This window comes from Angustibacter luteus, assembly GCF_039541115.1.
In the GTDB taxonomy this organism is placed as follows: domain Bacteria; phylum Actinomycetota; class Actinomycetes; order Actinomycetales; family Angustibacteraceae; genus Angustibacter; species Angustibacter luteus.
Genome location: NZ_BAABFP010000008.1, coordinates 74,168 through 94,725, shown reverse-complemented (window position 1 = coordinate 94,725; position 20,558 = coordinate 74,168). Strand labels below are relative to the sequence as shown.

The following is a 20,558-nucleotide window of genomic DNA, read 5'->3' as shown; positions in this document are numbered from 1 at the left end:
CTGGGCAGTGTGGACCATCACGGGCAGGCGACGTCCACCGGCTCGTCCGCCGGCTCGAGCACCCGCGAGAGTCGCTCCAGCAGACCTGCCAGCGTCTCGACGTCCCGTGGCTCCCACCCGGCCAGCGCGCTCCGGACCAACCGGCCGTACGGACGCGGCTCGTCACCGCAGCGGTGCCGGGCGTCGTCGGTCGCGGCGAGCAGCCGGGCCCGCCCGTCCGTGGGGTCGACCCGCCGCTCCAGCAGGCCCAGCGCGGCCAGCTCGTCGGCCTGCCGGGTGACCACGCTGGGCGGGACCTCCAGCCGCTGGGCGATCGTGCACGCCCGGGTCGGGCCGTCCTCGATCAGCCGGACCAGCAACGTCCACGGACCGCCGTGCAGGGCCGGGTGCACCGCGGTCGCCTCCTGCGCCTTGACCCGGCGGGCCCGCAGCAGCAGCTCGCGCAGGGTGGTCAGCACCCGGTCCGCCGGCTCGAGCGGGCTCATCGGCCGGCCCCAGCGTGCTCGGGGTCGACCCCCATCCCGGCGGCGGCCAGCTCCTCCTCGGCCAGCTGCTCGGAGGCGGACTGGGTGCCGAGCGGGCGGTTGGGCAGGAACGCGATGGCGATCAGTGCGATGACGCCCAGCGGTACCGCAGCCAGGAACACGTCACCGACGCCCTCGCCGTACGCGGACTCCACGACGGCGCGCACCGGCGCGGGCAGTGTCGCGAGGTTCGGCAGCGCGCCGGACCCGTTGCCCTGCACGCCGAGCGCGGCCAGCCCCTCGGTGACGAGCGCGGTCACCCGGTGCGCCAGCAGGGCGCCCATCGCCGAGACGCCGATGGCCCCACCCAGGCTGCGGAAGAACGCGACCGAGGCGCTACCGGACCCCATCTGCCGCGGCGGCAGCACGTTCTGGACGACGAGCACGAGGTTCTGCATCACCATGCCGATGCCCATGCCGACGAGCGCCATGAACACCGCCAGCTCCCACCACGCGGTGTCGTAGCGCACGGTCCCCATCAGGGCCAGGCCGACGGTCAGCACCACCGCGCCGGTCACCATGTAGCGCTTCCAGATGCCGGTCCGGCTGATCAGCTGGCCGACGATCGTGGAGGAGACGAGCAGCCCGACCATCATCGGGATGGTGAGCAGGCCGGACACGGTGGGGGTCTTGCCCCGCGCGAGCTGCATGTACTGGCTGAGGAACACCGAGGTGCCGAACATCGCGACGCCAACGGCGACGCTGGCGACCAGCGCCAGGGCGATGGTGCGGTTCCTGAACAGGCTCATGGGGAGCACGGGCTCGGCGGCGCGGCGCTCGACGAGCACCAGCAGCACGCCCATCAGCAGGCTGCCACCGACCATCAGGGCCGAGGTCGGCGAGACCCAGTCGAAGTGGTCGCCGGCCAGCGTGACCCAGATCAGCAGCAGGCTGACCGAGCCGGCGATCAACGCGGTGCCGAGGTAGTCGATCCGGACGTTCTCCCGACGGGCTCGCGGGGCCAGGTGCAGGGTCTTCTGGATGACCGCGATGGCGACGGCGGCCAGCGGGATGCCGATGAAGAAGTTCCACCGCCAGCCGATGCCGTCGGTGACGACGCCGCCGAGCAGCGGACCGCCCACGGTGCCGACCGCCATCACGGCGCCGAGGTAGCCCATGTACCGGCCGCGCTCGCGGGGGCTGATGATGTCGGCCAGCACGACCTGCGACAGGGCGGTCAGGCCGCCGGCGCCGAGGCCCTGCAGGACGCGGAACGTGATGAGCTGCCCGGAGCTCTGCGAGAAGCCGGCCAGCGCCGAACCCAGCACGAACACGAACAGCGAGGTCTGCAGGAGCAGCTTGCGGTTGAACAGGTCCGCGAACTTGCCCCAGATCGGCGTGCTGACCGTGGTCGCCAGCAGCGTGGCCGTGACGACCCAGGTGAAGGCGGACTGGCCGCCACCGAGGTCGCCGATGATCTTGGGCAGGGAGGTCGAGACGACCGTGCTCGACAGGATCGCGACCAGCATGCCGAGCAGCAGCCCGGACAGGGCCTCGAGGACCTCGCCGTGGGTCATGGCGGGGGCGCCCGACGCGGGCTCGTGCTCGACGTCGCTGGCCGGGGCGGACGTGGTGGTACTCAAGGCTGCTCCTGAGGCTTAGTTGATAGATAGCAACCATATGTAAGAAGGTTGCATACGTCAACTAAGGCCGCGGGTCCGCCGTCCAAGCCGGTTCGGGACGTCGGAAACCGGCCTGAGTGGCGGAAACCGGCCTGGGTGGCGGAAGCGGGTGGGGGCGGGGCTGGGAGGGGGCGGGGCTGGGAGGGGCGGGGCTGGGTGGGGTCAGCTGAAGGGCGGGCGGGCGTCCAGGTGGGTGGAGGTCCGGCCGGCCAGCCGCCACAGCCTCGCGACGACGTCCGCGTCCTCGGGCTGGACGAGGTTGCCCATCAGTCGCAGCGCGAGCGTCATCAGCGAGCGCGACCGCATGCCCAGTGGCCCCGCGGCCGGCAGCAGGCCGGGCACGGTCAGCAGTCCGGCCAGCCGGCGCGCGATCGAGAACGCCTCGCCGTAGTGCCTGCGCAGGGTCTGCGGCCAGGCCCGGTCCAGCGGCTGGCCGGACTCGATCAGCTCGGCCAGCAGCCGGCCGGTCTCCAGCCCGTAGTCGATGCCCTCGCCGTTCAGCGGGTTCACGCACCCGGCGGCGTCACCGACGAAGCCCCAGTTCGGACCGGCCACCCCGGACACCGCGCCGCCCATCGGCAGCAACGCCGACCAGGGCGCCCGGACGTCGCCGACCAGGCCCCAGTCCTCCCGGCGCTGGGCGGTGTAGACGTCGAGGAGCCCGCGCAGCGCGACGTCCGCCGGGCGGCGGGACGTCGCGAGCGTGCCGACGCCGATGTTCACCTCGCCGTCGCCGAGCGGGAACACCCAGCCGTAGCCGGACAGGATCTCGCGGTCGGCGCCGCGCAGCTCCAGGTGCGAGCTGATCCACGGGTCGTCCGCGCGGGCGGACTTGATGTAGCCGCGGATCGCGACCCCGTAGGCGGTGCTGCGGTGCCACTCGCGGCCCAGGACGCGGCCGAGCTGGGAGCGCGCGCCGTCCGCGACGACCAGCCGGTCGCAGGTCACCGTGAAGGTCTGGTTGCGCCGCCGGAACACCACGCCTGACACCCGCTCGCCGTCCCGCTCCACGTCTACGGCGCGGGCGTCGTCCAGCGGCTGCGCGCCGCTGTCCAGCGCTACCTGCCGGATCGTGTGGTCGAGCTCGGTGCGCGGCACGGCGCTGCCGTACGCGGGCAGGCTGCCGCCCGGCCAGGGCAGGAACAGCTCCTGGCCGAACCCGTGCGCCCGCAGGCCCCAGTTCACGGTGCGCCCGGCCAGCCAGTCGCCCAGGCCCAGCCGGCGCAGCTCGGCGATCGCTCGGGGGGTGAGGCCGTCGCCGCACGCCTTGTCCCGCGGGAACGTGTGCTTGTCGGCCAGCACCACGTCGCGGCCCGCGCGGGCCGCCCACGCGGCCGCGGCGGACCCGGCCGGACCGGCGCCGACGACGAGCACCTCAGCGTGCGCGGGAACCTGGGCGGGGGTGGTCACGTCGTCGATTCTCCCCGTTCGGGGTCTTGTACGCCCACCCGGCCCCGTCCGCGCGGCGACGTTACGCCGTTCGGGTGACGGAGGGTTTGTGGTTCCGACCGCGAAATTCGTGGCAAAGTCGGGCCAAAACCGTCGACCTCGTGGGTTCGGACGACGAAACGCGTCACAGTCTCAGCGATCTGCTTGACGCTGCAACGGATGGTGTCGCATGCTGTCACTCGACGGTGTGCACCGCTTGCCCCCCCTGCGCGGTGCACACCGTCAACCATGTCCCGGGACTTTTCCCGGCGCGGACCCCTTCGGGGCGCGGCGCGGACGGCCCCGGTGAGGGCGGCGGTTAGCGTAGGGCGGTGACCGAAGCCGACTCCCAGGACGCACCAGCCCCCTCCCGTGAGCAGCGGGTCCGGGACGCCGTCGACGCCTGGGCGCGTGAGCTGGTCGACCTCGGCGGGCGCAACACGCTCCTGTGGTACCGCGACCTCACGGTCGGCACCCTCGACCTGACCAACGCCCACCCCAGCGGTCTGGCGATGCTGCTGGCCGGGCGTCCGACGAGGCTGTCCACCCTCATCCGCGAACCCGGGTCGCTCGCCGACAGCCGCCGGCGGGCCCGCGCGATCCGCGCCAAGACCACCGAGCTCGCCGAGGAGCGCGGCATCGCGGCCGGCTGGCTCGCCGTCGGCATGGCTACCTGGAGCGCGCCCGACGCCTCGCGCCCGCCGGCCGCGCCGGTGCTGCTGCGCTCGTGCGAGCTGCGACCCCGCGGCGCGGCGGGGGAGGACTTCGACGTCGACCTGGGGCCGGCCGCCGAGCTCAACCCCGTGCTGGTGCACTTCCTCGCGTCCGAGTACGGGATCACCCTGGACGCCGACGTCATCGCCGACCTGGCCATGACCGACGACGGCTTCGACCCGACCCCGGTGCTGGAGCGGGTCGCCCAGACCTGCCGCGACGTCCCGGGGTTCTCGGTGCAGCACCGACTGGTGGTGGGCACGTTCTCCTACGCCCGCCTGCCGATGGTCACCGACCTGGAGGCCCAGCGCGACACCCTCGCCGGGCACGACGTCGTCGCGGCCCTCGCCGGGGACGCCGGCGCGCTGGCCGCCGTGGCCGCCCGCCCGGTCGGCCAGCCGGGCCCCGCGGACGCGGATCCCAGCACCGAGTTCCTCGTGCTGGACGCCGACGCGTCCCAGGAGGCGGTCGTGGACGCCGTCCTGGCCGGCTCGCACCTGGTCGTCAAGGGCCCGCCCGGCACCGGGAAGTCCCAGACCATCGCCAACCTCGTCGCCAGCCTGGCCGCGGCCGGCAAGCGCACGCTGTTCGTCGCCGAGAAGCGCGCAGCCATCGACGCCGTGCTCTCCCGGTTGGCCGCCGTCGGGCTCGACGACCTCGTGCTCGACCTGCACGACGGCGCCACCAACCGGCGCCGGGTGGCCCGCGAGATCGCGTTGACCCTGGAACGGGCCGGCCGGGTGCCTCGCCCGGACCTCGAGGCCGTCACGTCGACCCTACTCGAGCGGCGCGGCCGGCTGACCGGGCACGTGCAGGCCCTGCACGCCGGGCGCGACCCCTGGCACGTCAGCGCCTACGACGCCCAGCAGGCCCTCGCCGGGCTGACCGACCGCCGTCCCGCGCCGCGCTCGCGGGTCCGGGTGCGCGGCGCGGCGCTGAAGGCGCTCGACCGCACCGAGCTGGACGCGCTGCGCGAGGAGCTGCGCGAGGCCGCCAGCCTCGGCGCCTTCCGCACCGCCCCGGACGACGACCCCTGGTTCGGTGCGCTGCTGCGCACCCCGGACGAGGCCCGCGAGGCGCTGGAGAAGGTCACCCTGCTGAGCCAGGAGGCCCTGCCCGCCGCGCTGTCCGTCGTCCCGCCGGTGCTGGCCGAGGCGGGCATGCCGCCCGCCGCCAGCATGGCCGAGCTCGGCCGCAACCTCGGCCTGGTCGGTTCGGTGCGCCGCACGCTGGACGTGTTCTCCCCCAACGTGTTCGACACGTCGCTGGCCGACGCGGTCGCGGCCACGGCGACGCGGGAGTGGCGAACCGAGCGAGGTATCGAGCTCGGCTGGTGGCAGCGGCGGCGACTGGCCCGCGCGGCCCGCCGGCTGCTGCGACCCGGCGCCCCGCCGCCGGACCTGCACGCGGCCCTCGAGCTCGCCCACCGCCAGCGCGAGGAGTGGCAGGTGCTGGCCGGCCGCGGCGCGCGTCCCGCCCTGCCCGCGGGCCTGGACGACGCCGAGCACGCCTACCTGGACGCGGCCGAGCCGATGACCTGGCTGGCCGAGCGGCTGGCCACGACCCCCGCGGGCGGCGACCTCGCCGAGACCGACCTCGGCCTGCTGGCCGGGCGGCTCGAGCTGCTCGGGGAGCGGACGACGTCCCTGCCCGTGATCCCGCGGACGGTGGCCCTGCGCGAGCGGCTGCGGGCCGCCGGCCTGGAGCCCCTGCTGGCCGACCTGGCGGCTCGGGACGTCGCGGCGCAGGACGTCGGCGCCGAGCTTGAGCTGGTCTGGTGGACGTCGGTGCTGGAGGACCTGGCGGTCGGCGACCCGCGGTACGGCGCGCACGACGGCGACCTGCTGCGCCAGGTCGCTGCCGAGTTCGCGGCGGCGGACCGCGAGCACCTGTCCGCCGGGGCGGCGCGGGTGCGCCGGGCCACGGCCGAGCGGCTGGTGGCGACGCTGGACCGGTTCCCGGAGCAGGCCGCCCTGCTGCGCGCCGAGGCGGCCAAGCAGCGCCGGCACCGTCCGCTGCGCGACCTGGTGGTGGGCGGACCAGACGTGCTCGGCGCGGCCAAGCCCTGCTGGGCGCTCAGCCCGCTCGTCGTGTCACAGGTGCTGCCGCCGGGCGAGCAGTTCGACGTCGTGGTGTTCGACGAGGCTTCCCAGGTGCCGCCGTCCCAGGCAGTGGCCGCGATCAGCCGGGCCCGGCAGGTCGTCGTCGCCGGCGACGAGCGACAGCTGCCACCGACCGCCTTCTTCACCAGCGCCGTCCCCGACGACGCGGCGGCCGGTGCGCACGCCGACGAGCCCTACACCGAGGGGTTCGAGTCGGTGCTGGACGCCTTGACGGCCAGCCTGCCCGTGGCCCAGCTGCGCTGGCACTACCGGTCCCGGGACGAGCGGCTCGTCTCGTTCGCCAACCAGCACGTGTACGACGGGTCGCTGGTGACCTTCCCGGCGGCCGGTTCGGGTCAGGTGCTCTCGTTCGTCGAGGTCGACGGCCGCGGGGTGCTCGCGCCCGACGCCGAGTCGGTGGAGAGCACTGACGCCGAGGTGGCCGAGGTGGTGCGGCTGGTCATCGAGCACGCCCGCACCCGCCCGCACGAGTCGCTGGGCGTCATCGCCCTGGGTCTGCGACACGCCGCCCGGCTGGACGACGCGCTGCGGCTGGCCCTGCCCGAGCACCCCGACGTCGCGGAGTTCCTCACCGCGCCGGGCCGCGAGCGCTTCTTCGTGAAGAACCTGGAGCGGGTGCAGGGCGACGAGCGGGACGCGATCATCCTCAGCGTCGGCTTCGGGCGGACGCCGCACGGCCGGGTGCTGCACCGGTTCGGGCCGCTCAACCAGGCCGGCGGTGAGCGCCGGCTCAACGTGGCGATCACCCGGGCCCGCGCACGGATGACCGTGGTGGCCTCGTTCGGGCCAGCCGACCTGGACCCGACCCGGCTGTCCGCCGAGGGGGCCAAGCTGCTGCGCGAGTACCTGGCGTACGCGGCCAGTGGTGGTGAGCTCCCGGTCGAAACCGTTGCCGCACCGGCGGAATCGGCTGCGGATGGCGGGCGGCATACGTCGCTCGGCGACGCGCCGCAGGCGGACGCGCCGCATGCGGACGCGCTGCTCGGGGACCTGGCCGTGCGGTTGCGCGGACAGGACCTGCAGGTGGTCGAGCAGCACGGTGCGTCTGACGCGCGGATCGACCTCGCGGTGGGGGAGGTCGGCGGACCGCTGCTGGTGGCCGTCGAGTCGGACGGTCCCGGCTACGCGGCGGTGACCAGCTCGCGCGAGCGGGACCGGCTGCGCAGCGAGCAGCTCGAGCGGCTGGGCTGGCGGCACCTGCGGGTGTGGTCCACCGACGTGTTCCGCGACCCGGCGCGCGAGGTGGCCCGGATCCGGGCGGCCGTGGGCCGGGCCTCCTCGGCGGCCACCGCGACGGCGGCGCCGGTGCTGGCTCCGGTCGCGCCGTCCGGGCCGCAGGTGCAGTGGGACGGCGACGAGCCCGCGCCCGGCGGGTCGGGGACGTCGGCCGGTCAGCGGGTGGGACCGCGCCCTCGGGTGCCGTCCGGGCTGCCCATCGACGACTACACCGAGGCGGACCTGGACGCTGTCGTCGGCTGGATCTGCTCGGACACGTTGCTGCGCACCCACGACGAGGTCGCCGCGCTGACCCGTCAGCAGCTCGGCTTCAGCCGTCGGGGTAGCCGGATCGACGCTGCCGTGGACGCCGCGATCGCGCGGGTACGCACGGGTGGCGGGTCGTGACGCCGTCCGAGGAGCCGACGCCGGGCCCCCGGCGCCGACGCCGGGCCACCCGCCCGGCGACCGGCGGCCCCGCGAGCGAGTCAGCGGGGGAGCAGACCAAGGACGATACGGACGCCGGGTGGGGCGAGGCGCCCGACCGGGACGAGAAGCGTGACCAGCACGAGCAGTGGCTGCACGAGCAGCGCCCGCCGCACTGGGAGTGAGTGCTACTCCTGGGTCGGCGCGCCGCTCGTGCGGCTGAGCAGGTCGCGGATCTCGGTGAGCAGGATGACCTCTTCGCTCGGCGCCTCGGGCTCCGGCTCCTCGCCACGCTTGCGCCGCTCGGCCAGGTGGTTCATCGGCACGACGACGATGAAGTAGATCGCCGCGGCGATGATGACGAAGTTGATCACGGCGGTCAGGACGAGGCCGATCGAGAAGTTGGCACCGTTGATGGTGAAGTTGCCGACGCCCGTGAGGTCGGGCTTGCCGAAGATCGCTGCGATCAGCGGGTTGATCAACCCGTCGAGGAGCGACTTGACGACGAGTGCGAACGCAGCGCCGATCACGACGGCGACCGCGAGGTCGACGACGTTCCCACGCATCAGGAAGTCCTTGAAGCCCTTCAGCATCTGATCGCCCATCTGCTCGAGTTCCGGAACGCATCGAACGTAGCGCAACCGCCGCCTCCGACCGTCACGTGACCCGGATCCCCCACGCACCATTCGCGCTACCCGTGGCTGTGCTGCCCGGAAAACCACGGAGAGCGCGAATGGTGCGGGTGGGGCGGGGCTAGCGGACCAGGAAGGACAGCTGGCCGACGACCGCCGCCTGGGCCAAGTCGTTGCCCGTGGACGCTGGCACCGCGAGCAGGACGAGCCCACCCTGCCCAGGATCCGTGGCGGCCGACCCGCCGAGCAGGGTGCTGCCACCGGTGCTGGCGCCGGACGACGCGGCGCCCGGCACGGCCAGCACGGTCGCCCCGCGCGCCACGGTGCGGGCGGCGGGCTGGTCCGGCGCGGCCACCAGCACGTCGACCCGGCTGCCCGGCGTCAGCAGGGCACTGGCCGCGCCGTCCGCCATTCGCACCGGGACCATCACGTCACCGGCCGGCCGCGCCGCCAGCAGGCTGCGGCCGACCAGGCGCGACCGGGTCAGCACCTCGCGGGCTCGCAGTGGGGCGGCCACGACCCGGCCCACGGCGGCATCAGTGCTCGTGAGCGCCTGCGCCGGAACCTCGGTCGCCGGCCGGCGGACGACGTCCAGGTCACCGTCCTGCAGGGCCGCGCCGGCCGGCACGTCGCGGGCCGCCACCAGCACCGGCACGCCAGGGCGCGGATCGGGGGCCAGGGTGCCCAGCGCGACGGCGGTCGCGGCCGCCGCGCAGCCCGCGGCCAACCAGCGGCGCAGCCCGTGCCCCCTGCGGCGCAACGGGACCCAGCCGCCGACGCCGGCCGGCGGGGTCCGTTCGGAACGCGCGCGCAGCCGGTCGAGCAGCCGCGTCACGGCAGGTCGAACGGCAGCCGCTGACCGTCGAGCGCGTGCCGGCAGGCGCACTCGTCGTCGTCCGGCATGGTCGGCATCACCTGCGAGAGCATCGCCTTCAGTCGTTCGACGTTGTGCGCGAACACCTCCAGCACCTCGTGGTGGGTGACGCCCTGGCCCTCCTCGACACCGGCGTCCAGGTCGGTGACCAGGGCGATCGAGGTCAGGCACACCGCGAGCTCGCGCGCGATGGACGCCTCCGGCATGCCGGTCATGCCGACGACGGACCAGCCCGCAGCGGCGTGCCACTGCGACTCGGCCCGGCTGGAGAACCGCGGGCCGTTGATGACGACGAGGGTGCCGCCGTCCACCACCTGCTCGTCCTGCGCCTGCGCCACGGCCAGGACGGCGCGTCGCCCGCGCGGGCAGTACGGGTCCGCCATCGACACGTGCACGACCGGACCCTCCGCGTCGTACACGGTGTGCTCGCGCCCCCAGGTCCGGTCGACGACCTGGTCGGGCAGCACGATCGTGCCCGGCCCGTTCTCGGCGCGCAGCGACCCGACGGCGCAGGGGGCCAGCACCTGGCGCACGCCGACCGCCCGCAACGCCCACAGGTTCGCCCGGTAGTTCACCCGGTGCGGTGGGAAGCGGTGGTCCTTGCCGTGCCGCGCGATGAACGCGACCTCGCGCCCACCGACCGCCCCCAGCGTGACCGGCCCGCTGGGCTCGCCGAACGGGGTCGGCACCGAGACCTCGGCCGCGTCGTCCAGGAAGGAGTAGAACCCCGACCCGCCGATCACCCCGATCGGGGCTGACGTCGCTGTGGCAGAACGGGAAGCGTGGGCGTGGGCCGGATCGGTCATGACGCCAACCCTAGGGGGCCCGCGGCCCGCGGCGGTGGTCGCGACGGCGCCCTGTGGACAACGGGACCAAGCGCCGTCCCGTGGGACAGGACCGTCAGGCGGCGGAGGTGGAGCCGCCCGAACCCGTGGACGACGAGCTCGACGCCTTGCTGTCCGACGACGAGGACGACGAGGACTTGCTGTCGGAGGACGAGCCGCTCGACGACGAGCTGTCGGAGGACTTGCTCTCGGACGACTTGCCGTCCGACGACTTGCTCGCCGGCACGGTGGAGGAGTTGCGCGAGTCGGTGCGGTAGAAGCCCGACCCCTTGAACACGACACCCACGGATCCGAAGACCTTGCGCAGCCGGCCACCGCACTCGGGGCACACGGTCAGCGCGTCGTCCGTGAACGACTGCACGATCTCGAACGCGTGGTCGCAGTGCGTGCAGGCGTAGTCGTACGTCGGCATCCAAGTCCTCCACAGGTGCGCACCGGCTCTGGCACTCCGGTCGATCGAGTGCCAAGTGTACGGGCAAGGCACGGAATGCGCCGCCACCTGAGCACGTTCCGTGCCCATGACGACGACGGCCATGACAACCCCGGACGGCTACGAGCTGTTCCGGCTCGCCGAGCAGTACCTGGACGACGGCCACCCGCGGCACGCGATCTCGACCCTGGAGCGGATGGCCGCCGACGACCTTGCCGCCCCCGCGGCCCAGCGGCTGCTGGCGCTGGCCAGCTACCGGTTCGCCGCGCTGGGCCGCGCCCGCGAGATCGCGGAGCGCCTCGTCACCGCCGATCCGTCGGACGCCGAGTCCGCGCACCTGCTCGGACGCACCCTGATGCGCCAGGGCGAGAAGGACCTGGCCCGGCGCTGGCTGCGGCTCGCCGCGGTGCTGGACCCGCGCGAGGAGCACCTGGCCTACCTGGGCTGACGGACGTGGAACGATGCCCCGCATGAGCGCGGGCATGGACGCAGACGTCATCGTGGTCGGAGCCGGCCTGGCCGGGCTGGTCGCCACCGCCGAGCTGGTGGACGCCGGACGCCGGGTGGTCCTGGTCGACCAGGAGCCGGAGCAGTCGCTGGGCGGCCAGGCGTTCTGGTCGTTCGGGGGACTGTTCCTGGTGGACAGCCCCGAGCAGCGCCGGATGGGCATCAAGGACTCGCTCGACCTCGCCTGGCAGGACTGGGAGGGCACGGCCGGCTTCGACCGCGACCGCGAGGACCACTGGCCGCGCCGGTGGGCCCGCGCCTACGTCGAGTGGGCCGCGACCGAGAAGCGGCAGTGGCTGCGCGAGCAGGGCGTCCGGTTCTTCCCGGTGGTCGGCTGGGCCGAGCGCGGCGGCTACCTCGCCGACGGTCCGGGCAACTCGGTGCCCCGGTTCCACATCACCTGGGGCACCGGCCCGGGCGTCGTGGAGCCGTTCGAGCGGCGGGTCCGGACGGGGGTCGAGCGCGGGCTGGTCCGGCTGGCGTTCCGGCACCGGGTGGACGCGCTGACGACGACCAACGGCGCGGTGGACGGCGTGACCGGGGTGACGCTGGAGGCCAGCGACGTGCGGCGGGGCGAGTCGTCGTCCCGGACGTCCACGGGCGAGTTCACCCTGCGCGCCCAGGCCGTGGTGGTCACCTCCGGCGGGATCGGCGGCAACCACGAGCTCGTCCGGGCGAACTGGCCCACGGCGATGGGTGAGCCGCCGCGGGAGATGCTGACCGGCGTCCCGGCGCACGTCGACGGGCGGATGCTCGCGATCACCGAGAGCGCCGGCGGCTCGATCGTGAACCGCGACCGGATGTGGCACTACACCGAGGGCATCCAGAACTGGGATCCCATCTGGCCCGGCCACGGCATCCGGATCCTGCCGGGGCCGTCGTCCCTGTGGCTGGACGCCACCGGCCGGCGGCTGCCGGTCCCGTACTTCCCGGGCTTCGACACCCTCGGCACGCTCGAGCACATCCTGGGCACGGGCCACGACCACACCTGGTTCGTGCTGACCCAGAAGATCATCGAGAAGGAGTTCGCGCTCTCGGGCTCGGAGCAGAACCCGGACCTGACCGGCAAGGACGTCCGGCAGGTGCTGTCCCGGGTGAAGCCCGGCGCGCCCGGGCCGGTCGAGGCGTTCAAGGAGAAGGGCGTCGACTTCGTGGTCCGCGACACCCTGCGCGAGCTGGTCGACGGGATGAACGCGTTGGCCGGCAACGACCTGCTGGACTTCGCCGACGTCGAGCGGCAGGTGCTGGCCCGCGACCGAGAGATCGACAACGACTTCACCAAGGACCTGCAGGTCACCGCGATCCACGGTGCCCGCAAGTACCGCGGGGACAAGCTGATCCGGACGGCCACCCCGCACAAGCTGCTCGACCCCAAGATGGGCCCGCTGATCGCCGTCCGGCTGCGGGTGCTGACCCGCAAGACCCTCGGTGGGCTCGAGACGGACCTGTCCGGTCGGGTGCTGCGAACCAGTCCGGGCGCGCCGGGCGAGCCGGTGCCGGGGCTGTACGCCGCGGGCGAGGTGGCCGGTTTCGGCGGCGGTGGCATGCACGGCTACCGGTCCCTGGAGGGGACCTTCCTCGGCGGCTGCCTGTTCAGCGGCCGGACCGCCGGCCGCGCCGCCGCGCACGCCACGGCCTGACCCGAACCCCTGACCCGAACCCCCTGACCCCCGCACATACCCGCAGATGTCCCGCTATTCGGGGTCAAACGGCCTCCACAAGCCCGGATAGCGGGATATTTGCGGTGGCGGCGCGGCGGGCGAGGGCGCGGGTGCGGGAAGAACGTGGTCATCGAGCCGCAGATGCGGTTAGGGTGCGCCTGTGCCGCTGTACCGGATCCGTGAGGCCGCCGAGCTGCTGGGCGTCAGTGACGACACCCTGCGCCGCTGGGTGGACGCCGGACGCCTGACCACCGAGTCGGACGGCGCGGGCCGGCTGGTGGTGGACGGCGCGGAGCTCGCCCGGCTGGCCACCGAGGTCGCCGACGCCGCCGAGCGCCCCGCCCCGCGACCGATCCTGGTCGAGTCGGCGCGCAACCGGTTCGTCGGGCTCGTCACCCGCGTGGTCCGCGACACGGTGATGGCCCAGGTGGACGTCCAGGCGGGTCCGCACCGGCTGGTGTCGCTGATGAGCCGCGAGGCCGCCGACGACCTCGGCCTCGAGCCCGGCGTGCTGGCCGTCGCGTCCGTGAAGTCCACCCACGTCGTCGTCGAGAAGCCCGAGCAGCCGTGAACCTGGAGCAGCCGTGAACCTGGAGCAGCCGTGAGAAACCTCCGCCGTACCCTCGTCGTCGCCCTCGTGGCGTCCCTGGCCCTGGTCATGGCGGGCTGCGGCGACAGCGACGACACGACGAGCGCTGGGGGCTCGTCGACGTCGTCCGCCGCCATCACCGGCACGATCACCGTGTTCGCGGCGGCGTCGCTCACCGAGTCGTTCACCGCACTCGGCAAGAGCTTCGAGGCGGCGCACCCGGGCACCAAGGTGACCTTCAGCTTCGGTCCCAGCTCGGGACTGGCCGAGCAGATCACCCAGGGCGCGCCGGCCGACGTGTTCGCCTCGGCCAGCAAGAAGAACATGACGCAGGTGAGCGACGCCGGGGATGCCGCCAACCCGCAGGACTTCGCCAAGAACGTCATGGAGATCGCGGTACCGCCGAGCAACCCGGCCAAGGTGACCGGCGTGGACGACCTGGCCAGGTCCGGCGTCAAGGTCGCCCTCTGCCAGGCCGCCGTGCCGTGCGGCACCGTCGCCGCCCAGGTCTTCACGAACGCCGGCATCACGGTGAAGCCGGTGACCGAGGAGGCCGACGTGAAGGCCGTGCTGGCCAAGGTGACCCTCGGCGAGGTGGACGCCGGCATGGTCTACGTGACCGACGTGAAGTCCGCCGGTGACAAGGTCGCCGGGGTCGAGATCCCGGCCGACGTCAACGCCTCCACGTCGTACCCCATCGCCGCGCTGAAGGGCTCGAAGAACGCGGCGACCGCGCAGGCCTTCGTCGACTACGTGCTCTCGCCCACCGGCACGGCAGCCTTGACGGCGGCCGGATTCCAGGCACCCTGAGGTCCATGCAACGTCGCGGCCAGCCCGCCCGGGCGCCCTGGCCGCTGGCCGTCCCCGCGGCGCTCGCCGTCGCGTTCCTCGTCCTGCCGATCGTCGCGCTGCTCGTGCGTGCCCCCTGGCGCAACCTGCCCGAGCTGCTGTCCAGCAGCCAGGTGGCGAGCGCGCTGAAGCTGTCGCTGGTCAGCGCCACCCTGGCCACGCTCGTCTGCGTGGTGCTCGGCGTGCCGCTGGCCTGGGTGCTGGCCCGCTCGCGGCTACCCGGCACGGCCCTGCTGCGCGCGCTGGTGACGGTGCCGCTGGTGCTGCCCCCGGTCGTCGGCGGGGTGGCGCTGCTGATGGCGCTCGGCCGGCGCGGCGTGGTCGGGCAGTACCTCGACCAGTGGTTCGGACTGACCCTGCCCTTCACCCCGGCGGCGGTGGTGATCGCCGAGGCGTTCGTCGCGATGCCGTTCCTGGTGCTGACGCTGGAAGGCGCGTTCCGCAGCGCCGACCGCGGCATGGACGAGGCCGCCGCCACCCTGGGCGCGAGCCGGATGACGGTGTTCCGGCGGGTCACCCTGCCGCTGGTCGCGCCGTCGCTGGTGGCCGGCGCGGTGCTGTCCTGGGCCCGAGCGCTCGGCGAGTTCGGCGCCACCATCACCTTCGCCGGCAACTTCCCGGGCCGCACCCAGACGATGCCGGTCGCCGTCTACATCGCGTTGCAGACCGACCCGGACGCCGCCATCGCGCTCTCGCTGGTGCTGCTCGTCGTGTCCGTCACGGTGCTGGTGCTGCTGCGCGACCGGTGGCTGCGCACCGGGGTCGCCTCATGAGCGGGGTGGACTCCTCAGGGCTGGGTTCCTCAGGGCTGGGTTCCTCAGGGCTGCGGGTGCACGGAGCGATCACCCGCGGCGCCTTTACGGTCGAGCTCGAGGTGGACGTCGATCCCGGCGAGGTCGTGGTGCTGCTCGGGCCCAACGGTGCCGGCAAGACGACCCTGCTGCGCGCGATCGCCGGCCTGGAACCGTTGCAGCGCGGGCGGATCGAGCTGGGCGGCCGGCTGCTCGACGACGGCGCCGACGTCTTCGTGCCGCCCGAGGAACGGCCGGTCGGACTGGTCTTCCAGGACTACCGGCTGTTCCCGCACCTGTCGGTGCTGGACAACGTCGCCTTCGCCGCCCGCTCGAGCGGGGCGTCGCGGCGCCAGGCCCGAGCCGAGGCTCGGGACTGGCTCACCCGGCTGGACGTCGACGGGCTGGCCGACCGCCGTCCCAGCCAGCTGTCGGGTGGTCAGGCGCAGCGGGTCGCGCTGGCCCGCGCGCTGGCCCGCCGCCCGCAGGCCCTGCTGCTCGACGAGCCGCTGGCCGCGCTCGACGCCCGCGCCCGGCTCGAGGTGCGGGTCGCCCTGCGCCGGCACCTGGTGGACTTCGGCGGACCCGTGGTGGTCGTCTCGCACGACCCGGTCGAGGCCATGGTGATGGCGGACCGGCTGGTCGTCGTCGAGGGCGGTCGCGTCGTCCAGCGCGGCCGCCCGGCCGACGTCGCCCGGCGGCCGGCGACCGACTACGTCGCCCGCCTGGTCGGGTTGAACCTGCTGGCCGGCGCCGCCGAGTCCGGTGGTCACGTCCGCTTGGACGACGGCGGCGGTCTGCAGGGCACCGGGGACCAGCTGCCGGGGGCCCGGGTGCTGGTCGCCGTCCCTCCCTCGGCGGTGAGCCTGCTGACCGCCGAGCCGGGCCCGGGCAGCGCCCGCAACGTCTGGCCGGGGGTCGTGGACGGCCTCGAACCGTTGCACGACAGGGTGCGGGTGCACGTCGAGGGCCGGCCGTCCCTGCTCGTGGACGTCACCGCAGCGGCGGTCGCCGAGCTCGGCCTGCGGCCCGGGTCCACCGTGTGGCTCTCCGTCAAGGCGACGGAGGTCGAGGTGTACCCGGGGCCGCAGCCGGGCTGAGCGGGGGACCCTTCGAAGGGCTCAGCCGTTCTTCAGTGCGGCGTCGATGACCGTCTTCAGGTTCGCCGGCTGCCAGTCCTGGACCACGGTGCCGTTCACCAGGATCGTCGGCGTCCCGACCACCTTGTCCTTGCTCGCCTGTTCGGTGACGCGCTGCGTCCAGCCCTTGAAGGTCTGGTCGTTGATGCAGGTGCTCACGTCCGTCGCGCCGGCTTGCTTGGCGAGCTCGATGAGCTTGCTGTCCGGCAGGCCCGCGCTGTTCTCCGGCGGCTGGTTCGCGAACAGCAGCGCGTGGTACTTGGGGAACGCGTCCAGGCTGGTGTTGACCACGCACCCCGCGCTGTTCAGGGCCCGGGTCGAGTACTGGGTGGTCGACGCGTTGTCCAGGATGGCGATCGGGCGGTAGTTGATCTTGATGAGCTTCTGGTCCAGGTACTGCTTGAGCAGCGGCCCCGACTGCTCCTCGAACTGCTTGCAGATCGGGCACTGGAAGTCCTCGTAGGCGTCCACGACCACAGTCGCCGACGCCGAGCCCAGCAGGATCGACTGGTTCTGCTTGCCGGTCGTCGCCTTGGGCGAGGCCGAGCTGCTGGACGTCTGCGAGCTGTTGTCGTTCTGCACCAGGACGTACGCGCCGACGACGACGAGGACGACGACGGCCACCACCGCGGTGATGATGCCGTTGCGGCGCCGGGCCTCCTTCTTCGCGACGGCGGCCCGCCGCTCGGCTGCCTTGGCTTCGCGGTCGTCGCGGGATGCTTTGCCAGAGGTCATCGTCCGGTCTCCTTCTCGGTCAACGGTTCGGTGTCAGTCATGGGGTCCCTGCCCGCGGACGGGGTGTGGTCGATCGAGAGGCGGCTGGCCGGCCAGACCACCAGGAACGCGGCCGCCAGCAGCAGCCCGACGTCCCGCGCGATCTCCTGCGCGTACTTGGTCTGGTTGGCCGCGACCGTTCCGCCACCGCCGAAGCAGCCGCAGTCGATGGTCAGGCCGCGAGCCCACGCGGAGGAGATGCCGATGATGAAGGCCAGCATCAGCAGGCCTGCCACCGCGGCGGCGAAGCGGGTCGCCAGACCGACGAGCAGCAGCACCCCGACGATGATCTCGAGCAGCGGCAGGGCGTGGCCGACGGACGGCACGACCGACTCGGGCAGCAGCTGGTAGGCCCGGACCGCCCGGACGGACGCGGCGGGCTCCGGCAGCTTCAGCCACCCAGCGACGATGAGCACCCCGGCCAGCACGAGGCGCAGCACGGTGGCCAGCCACAGCCGCCAGGCCGGGGCGTAGTCGGTGCTCACGGCGCCTCCCGCTGCCGACGCTTCGCCAGCACGATCGTGCCGGCGCTGAGCGCCGCGCCCACGATCAGCACCAGCAGCAGGACCCGTCCTGGGCCGCCTGCCTGGTCCTCGTCCTCGTGCGCGCTCGAGGACGACGGTACCGGGGTGGCGGTGGTCGAGGACGGATCCGCGCTCGGGGTGGCGCTGGGCGTGGCGCTGGGCGTGGCGCTCGCAGTGGTACCCAGCGACGTGAAGTGGAACGTCCCCGAGACCGGGTGACCGTCGTCCGAGGCCACCCGCCAGGTGGCGGTGTACCGCCCGGCCGGCAGCGGCTGGTCGAACGTGGTGCTCACCACCGCGCCGTCCACGGCAAGGTGGCCGGGCACCCGTCCCGCGGGTCCGACGACGACGATCCGGTTGCCGCTCCCGACGTCGAGCACCGGCTCGCCGAAGGTGACCCGGACGACGGACGGGCCACTCACCCGGGAACCGTCGGCGGGGGTCGTGCTCTTGAGCTGGTCGTGCGCCTGGGCGGTGGGAGCACCGACCAGGAGGAGGGCGGTGACAAGGGTCAGCAGCGCGGCGAGGGCCGGCCATGGGCGGGCGGGTGCAGGACGGGGCATGGGCGCTCCGGTGGTGCGGCGGCGCGGGTGCGCCGGGACGGGTGAGATGGGTCGGCAGCGGCCGGCCCCCCGCACGCGGGGGCGCTCAGCCGCAGGCGAGCGCGGGCGGCCCGCGCCGCCCGATTGCCGTGCGGCCCGGGTCCGCCGGCCCGGTCACCCGGACGTCGACCGGTGCCGGACGCCGGACGGCGGGCGCCGCGTCCACCGTGGCGCGGGCCGGGACGAGCGACCCGGAGGTGAGGTAGGTGCGGGCGAGGGTGGCCAGCTGCCACAGCGCCCGCTCGCCGCGGGCCAGCAGCGCGCTGGTGAGCAGCACGGCCAGGACGTGCGCGACCGGCATCGCCAGGCCACTCATCCCACCGGCGCTCGACGAGGTTGCCGGGTGCGACGCGGTGGCCGCCGCGCTCACCCCCTGCGCGCAGGCCGCCGCACCGTGGTGGTGACCGGACAGCACGATGCCGCCGACGTCGCAGCCGTGCCCGCCGGTCAGCGAGAACCAGACGTGCAGCAGCCCCTGCATCGCGACCAGGCCGGCCCCGATGCCGAGGCCGCCGATCCGGCGCCCCGTCGCGGCGACCGCCACGCAGCCGACGCCGACCACCGCGGTGAGCAGGGCGAGCGGAGCGGGCAGCGGACCACCGGCGATGGTGTGCGCGGCGAGCGACAGGCTCACCGCGGCCAGCGCGAAGGCACCCGCGCGCACGGCGCGTGGCCCTCCGGTGGTCGGGGCCACCGCCGCACTGGTCACCCGGCTACGGTAGCCGCCGGCCCGGCTGGCGTTCCGCCCGCTTGCCCCACAGCGCGAGCCGGCCCCCCATGCTGAGCGCGCGCAGCCGGCGCTGGGTGTCCCGCCGGACCTTCTGGGTGGCGACCACGAGCAGCTGGTCGCCCCGGCGCAGCACGGTGCGGTCGCCCGGCACGAAGCTCTCGCCCTCGCGGACGACCAGGGCGATGTTCGCGCCGCGGGGCAGCCGCAGCTCGAAGACCTCCAGGCCGTGCAGCCGCGAGTCCTGCCCGATCCTGACCTGCAGGATCTCGGCGCCCAGCTCGTCCAGCGGGGCGGACTCGACAGCCAGGTCGCGGCTGTCCATCGTGTGCTCGACCCCCAGCTTGCGCGCCATGAACGGCAGCGTGGGGCCCTGCACCAGGGTGAACACGACGACCAGGACGAAGACCAGGTCGAACAGCCACTCCACCCCGGGCACACCGGTGGTCACCGGCACGGTGGCCAGCACGACCGGGACGGCGCCGCGCAGGCCCGCCCAGGACAGGAACGCCTGCTGGCGCCACGGCATCCGGAACGGCGTGAGCGAGACGAGCACGGACAGCGGTCGGGCGAGCAGCAGCAGCACCGCGCCGAGGGCCAGGGCGGGCCACAGCTGGTCGCGCAGGTCGCTCGGCGACGCGAGCAACCCGAGCAGTACGAACAGGCCGATCTGGGCGAGCCAGCCGACGGCCTCGGCGAAGCCGCGGACCGCCGCCCGGTGCGGCATCTCGGCGTTCCCGAGCACCAGCCCCGCCACGTAGACCGCGAGGAAGCCGGAGGCGTGCAGGTTCGCGCCGAGGGCGTAGGCGGTGATGGTCAGCGCGAGCACGGCCAGCGAGGTGAGCGCGGACGACGGGAGGGCGAGCCGGCGCAACCCCTGGGCCCCGAGCCAGCCGATGGCCAGGCCGATCGCAGCGCCCGCGGCGAGCTCGAACACGCCGAGCGCGACCAGCTCGTACCAGGTGTGGTGCGCGCCGTGGCTGGTCGCCTGCTCGGACAGCACCACGACCAGCAGCACGACGGGGGCGTCGTTCAGCCCGGACTCGGCCTCCAGCACCCCGGCCAGCCGCGGGTGGATCGGCACCCGGCGCAGCACCGAGAACACGGCGGCGGCGTCGGTGGAGGAGAGCACGGCACCGACGAGCATGGCCACGGTCCAGGGCAGGTCGAGCAGCAGGTGCGCGGCGGCGCCGACGACCAGCACCGACACGAGGACGCCCACGGTGGCCAGCACGGACGCCGGTGCGAGGGCGTGCCGGACCGTCGTCCAGCGGGTGGTCAGGCCGCCCTCGGCCAGGATCAGCGCCAGCGCGCTGAAGCCGAGCACCTGGGTGAGCTCCTGGTTGTCGAACTTGATCCCCAGCGGGCCGGCCTCGCCCAGCACCACGCCGAGCCCGAGGTAGAGCAGCAGCGAGGGCAGCCCGGAGGACAACGAGAACCGCACCGCGGCGACGGCCACCAGCACCACCACGGCGCCCACGAGCAGCGACTGGTTGAGCAGGTCGACTGTCACCAGCCGTGCCCAGTTCGTGAGGTCACTCGCGGCCTCCAGTGTCCGGTGC

At 73.9% G+C, this 20,558-nt stretch carries 20 protein-coding genes; 8 read left to right on the top strand and 12 right to left on the bottom strand.

Translation table 11 applies throughout. The features are described from left to right. Positions 1-17: 17 nt before the first annotated feature. The 3 genes from ABEB17_RS17535 to ABEB17_RS17525 form a co-directional block, all read right to left on the bottom strand. The gene (locus ABEB17_RS17535; RefSeq protein WP_345718042.1) at positions 18-485 is read right to left on the bottom strand and encodes a MarR family winged helix-turn-helix transcriptional regulator; all 468 of its coding nucleotides are present in this window, start codon (positions 483-485) and stop codon (positions 18-20) included. Next, positions 482-2,107 carry an MDR family MFS transporter gene (locus ABEB17_RS17530; RefSeq protein WP_378226974.1) on the bottom strand — a complete coding sequence of 542 codons (1,626 nt, stop codon included), beginning with the start codon at positions 2,105-2,107 and terminating at the stop codon, positions 482-484. Before ABEB17_RS17530 ends, ABEB17_RS17535 begins: the two co-directional genes overlap by 4 nt. A gap of 201 nt (positions 2,108-2,308) precedes the next feature. Next, on the bottom strand, positions 2,309-3,556 hold the full coding sequence (locus tag ABEB17_RS17525; protein WP_345718041.1) for a geranylgeranyl reductase family protein: 1,248 nt from the start codon (positions 3,554-3,556) through the stop codon (positions 2,309-2,311). A gap of 350 nt (positions 3,557-3,906) precedes the next feature. On the opposite strand from ABEB17_RS17525, the gene ABEB17_RS17520 reads away from it, so the two are divergent. Further along, positions 3,907-8,034, top strand: a complete 4,128-nt coding sequence (locus ABEB17_RS17520; RefSeq protein WP_345718040.1) for an AAA domain-containing protein — start codon at positions 3,907-3,909, stop codon at positions 8,032-8,034. Then, a complete protein-coding gene (locus ABEB17_RS17515) occupies positions 8,031-8,237 on the top strand; it encodes a hypothetical protein (RefSeq protein WP_345718039.1) in 207 nt (68 codons plus the stop codon). Before ABEB17_RS17520 ends, ABEB17_RS17515 begins: the two co-directional genes overlap by 4 nt. Before the next feature lie 3 nt (positions 8,238-8,240). Here ABEB17_RS17515 and mscL read toward each other — a convergent pair whose 3' ends face one another. The 4 genes from mscL to ABEB17_RS17495 all read right to left on the bottom strand — a co-directional run bounded on the left by mscL (position 8,241) and on the right by ABEB17_RS17495 (position 10,815). Beyond that, complete coding sequence (gene mscL / locus ABEB17_RS17510; RefSeq protein ID WP_345718038.1) at positions 8,241-8,657, bottom strand: large conductance mechanosensitive channel protein MscL; 417 nt, start codon at positions 8,655-8,657, stop codon at positions 8,241-8,243. A 148-nt stretch (positions 8,658-8,805) separates the two neighbouring features. Continuing rightward, positions 8,806-9,519, bottom strand: a complete 714-nt coding sequence (gene cpaB, locus ABEB17_RS17505; protein WP_345718037.1) for a Flp pilus assembly protein CpaB — start codon at positions 9,517-9,519, stop codon at positions 8,806-8,808. Next, positions 9,516-10,364: an S-methyl-5'-thioadenosine phosphorylase gene (locus ABEB17_RS17500; protein ID WP_345718036.1), complete on the bottom strand. Its 849-nt coding sequence runs from the start codon at positions 10,362-10,364 to the stop codon at positions 9,516-9,518. Before ABEB17_RS17500 ends, cpaB begins: the two co-directional genes overlap by 4 nt. 94 nt (positions 10,365-10,458) lie before the next feature. Beyond that, positions 10,459-10,815, bottom strand: coding sequence for an FmdB family zinc ribbon protein (locus tag ABEB17_RS17495; protein WP_345718035.1), 357 nt, complete (start codon positions 10,813-10,815; stop codon positions 10,459-10,461). A gap of 106 nt (positions 10,816-10,921) precedes the next feature. Here ABEB17_RS17495 and ABEB17_RS17490 point away from each other — a divergent pair, with 106 nt between their 5' ends. From ABEB17_RS17490 to ABEB17_RS17465, 6 genes are all read left to right on the top strand, one after another. Continuing rightward, positions 10,922-11,281: a tetratricopeptide repeat protein gene (locus tag ABEB17_RS17490; protein ID WP_345718034.1), complete on the top strand. Its 360-nt coding sequence runs from the start codon at positions 10,922-10,924 to the stop codon at positions 11,279-11,281. A gap of 22 nt (positions 11,282-11,303) precedes the next feature. Then, positions 11,304-12,980, top strand: a complete 1,677-nt coding sequence (locus tag ABEB17_RS17485) for an FAD-binding dehydrogenase (RefSeq protein WP_345718033.1) — start codon at positions 11,304-11,306, stop codon at positions 12,978-12,980. A 181-nt stretch (positions 12,981-13,161) separates the two neighbouring features. Continuing rightward, complete coding sequence (locus ABEB17_RS17480; protein ID WP_345718032.1) at positions 13,162-13,572, top strand: TOBE domain-containing protein; 411 nt, start codon at positions 13,162-13,164, stop codon at positions 13,570-13,572. Positions 13,573-13,659: 87 nt separating this feature from the next. Continuing rightward, complete coding sequence (gene modA / locus ABEB17_RS17475; protein WP_345718492.1) at positions 13,660-14,400, top strand: molybdate ABC transporter substrate-binding protein; 741 nt, start codon at positions 13,660-13,662, stop codon at positions 14,398-14,400. A gap of 5 nt (positions 14,401-14,405) precedes the next feature. Beyond that, on the top strand, positions 14,406-15,212 hold the full coding sequence (locus ABEB17_RS17470; RefSeq protein WP_345718031.1) for an ABC transporter permease: 807 nt from the start codon (positions 14,406-14,408) through the stop codon (positions 15,210-15,212). After that, a complete protein-coding gene (locus ABEB17_RS17465; protein ID WP_345718030.1) occupies positions 15,209-16,330 on the top strand; it encodes an ABC transporter ATP-binding protein in 1,122 nt (373 codons plus the stop codon). The genes ABEB17_RS17470 and ABEB17_RS17465 overlap by 4 nt, the downstream gene beginning before the upstream one ends. A gap of 21 nt (positions 16,331-16,351) precedes the next feature. Here ABEB17_RS17465 and ABEB17_RS17460 read toward each other — a convergent pair whose 3' ends face one another. The 5 genes from ABEB17_RS17460 to ABEB17_RS17440 all read right to left on the bottom strand — a co-directional run bounded on the left by ABEB17_RS17460 (position 16,352) and on the right by ABEB17_RS17440 (position 20,509). Further along, positions 16,352-17,104 (bottom strand): DsbA family protein, encoded by a 753-nt coding sequence (locus ABEB17_RS17460; protein WP_345718029.1) that lies wholly within the window; start codon positions 17,102-17,104, stop codon positions 16,352-16,354. Then, positions 17,101-17,628 (bottom strand): DoxX family protein, encoded by a 528-nt coding sequence (locus ABEB17_RS17455; RefSeq protein ID WP_345718028.1) that lies wholly within the window; start codon positions 17,626-17,628, stop codon positions 17,101-17,103. Before ABEB17_RS17455 ends, ABEB17_RS17460 begins: the two co-directional genes overlap by 4 nt. Further along, positions 17,625-18,230 (bottom strand): copper resistance CopC family protein, encoded by a 606-nt coding sequence (locus ABEB17_RS17450; RefSeq protein ID WP_345718027.1) that lies wholly within the window; start codon positions 18,228-18,230, stop codon positions 17,625-17,627. The genes ABEB17_RS17455 and ABEB17_RS17450 overlap by 4 nt, the downstream gene beginning before the upstream one ends. A gap of 85 nt (positions 18,231-18,315) precedes the next feature. Then, positions 18,316-18,978, bottom strand: a complete 663-nt coding sequence (locus tag ABEB17_RS17445) for a hypothetical protein (protein ID WP_345718026.1) — start codon at positions 18,976-18,978, stop codon at positions 18,316-18,318. A 4-nt stretch (positions 18,979-18,982) separates the two neighbouring features. Further along, positions 18,983-20,509, bottom strand: coding sequence for a potassium/proton antiporter (locus ABEB17_RS17440; protein ID WP_345718025.1), 1,527 nt, complete (start codon positions 20,507-20,509; stop codon positions 18,983-18,985). Positions 20,510-20,558 lie beyond the last annotated feature (49 nt).

Bases quoted from the DNA above. Each gene is read 5' to 3' on its own strand.
- ABEB17_RS17535 (WP_345718042.1), bottom strand. From the start codon at position 485: ATGAGCCCGCTCGAGCCGGCGGACCGGGTGCTGACCACCCTGCGCGAG.
- ABEB17_RS17465 (WP_345718030.1), top strand. From the start codon at position 15,209: ATGAGCGGGGTGGACTCCTCAGGGCTGGGTTCCTCAGGGCTGGGTTCC.
- mscL (WP_345718038.1), bottom strand. From the start codon at position 8,657: ATGGGCGATCAGATGCTGAAGGGCTTCAAGGACTTCCTGATGCGTGGG.
- ABEB17_RS17460 (WP_345718029.1), bottom strand. From the start codon at position 17,104: ATGACCTCTGGCAAAGCATCCCGCGACGACCGCGAAGCCAAGGCAGCC.
- modA (WP_345718492.1), top strand. From the start codon at position 13,660: ATGGCGGGCTGCGGCGACAGCGACGACACGACGAGCGCTGGGGGCTCG.
- ABEB17_RS17450 (WP_345718027.1), bottom strand. From the start codon at position 18,230: ATGCCCCGTCCTGCACCCGCCCGCCCATGGCCGGCCCTCGCCGCGCTG.
- ABEB17_RS17500 (WP_345718036.1), bottom strand. From the start codon at position 10,364: ATGACCGATCCGGCCCACGCCCACGCTTCCCGTTCTGCCACAGCGACG.
- ABEB17_RS17485 (WP_345718033.1), top strand. From the start codon at position 11,304: ATGAGCGCGGGCATGGACGCAGACGTCATCGTGGTCGGAGCCGGCCTG.
- ABEB17_RS17490 (WP_345718034.1), top strand. From the start codon at position 10,922: ATGACGACGACGGCCATGACAACCCCGGACGGCTACGAGCTGTTCCGG.
- ABEB17_RS17495 (WP_345718035.1), bottom strand. From the start codon at position 10,815: ATGCCGACGTACGACTACGCCTGCACGCACTGCGACCACGCGTTCGAG.
- ABEB17_RS17470 (WP_345718031.1), top strand. From the start codon at position 14,406: ATGCAACGTCGCGGCCAGCCCGCCCGGGCGCCCTGGCCGCTGGCCGTC.